This is a genomic window from Hymenobacter agri, assembly GCF_054778495.1.
Map to the genome: position 1 here is coordinate 1 of NZ_BAAGZM010001122.1, position 788 is coordinate 788.

General features: G+C 64.7%; 1 protein-coding gene. It reads left to right on the top strand.

Annotated features, from left to right (window positions below):
- Nucleotides 1-628 (top strand): hypothetical protein (locus ACYVDE_RS24850; RefSeq protein WP_460504195.1); only part of this gene is annotated, 628 nt, incomplete at its 5' end.
- Between the last annotated feature and the right edge of the window lie 160 nt (nt 629-788).

Here is a 788-nt window from a genome sequence, read left to right on the forward strand (position 1 = left end):
GGGGCCCGAGCTTGCGGTGCGCACGTTCACGCCCGGCGTGCGGACTGCCGTGCTGCATCGGCCCCCCGCCGGGTCGCACGAGTACGACCTCACCGCCATTCGGGTATTAGTTTCGAAACAGTATAACCTGAGCAACAACGGCCTGCTGCTGGTAAGCCTGCTGCTGCCCGACAGCAGCACGCACGCGCCATCGGCCCGGGCGCTGTTGCCCGCGCCCATTGCCGTAACCGACCGCGAAGTGCGCCGCGCCAAAAACGGCGTGCTGACGCTGGACGTGCGCGCCTACCATTTGACGATGCCCGCCGCCGGAGTATTTGTGGTAGCGGAAGGAGCACCGAAGCCACCTTACCGCTACCTGGGCGACACGTTGTTTGCCAGCAAAGGCTTCGGCACCCACCTGCCCTACATGCACGTGCGGCTGTGCAACCCGGCGGCCCCGCGGCGGCAGCGCCTCGTGAATGCCGGCGATTTCATCTGCATCCGCGATGTACGCACCACCGCGCAGCCGCAAACCTGGGATTACCGCAAAAAAAAGGCGGCCTGGGTGCAGCGGCAAACGTCTTATCCCAACTGCCCGCAGTGCATTATCAGCAACTCGGGGCTGGAACTGGTAGTGCGCGAGTTGTAATAGCGGGGCTTAGCGACCGTCTTTCACCTTGCTTTTCCTGCTATATGCTTATCAAGACTACTGCCATCGGCGGGGCTTTTGCGCTCGCCTGTTGGGGCGCTCCAGTGGCGCGCGGCCAAGCCGCTGGCACGCCGCCGCTTCCCGCCATTGCCCCGGTGGC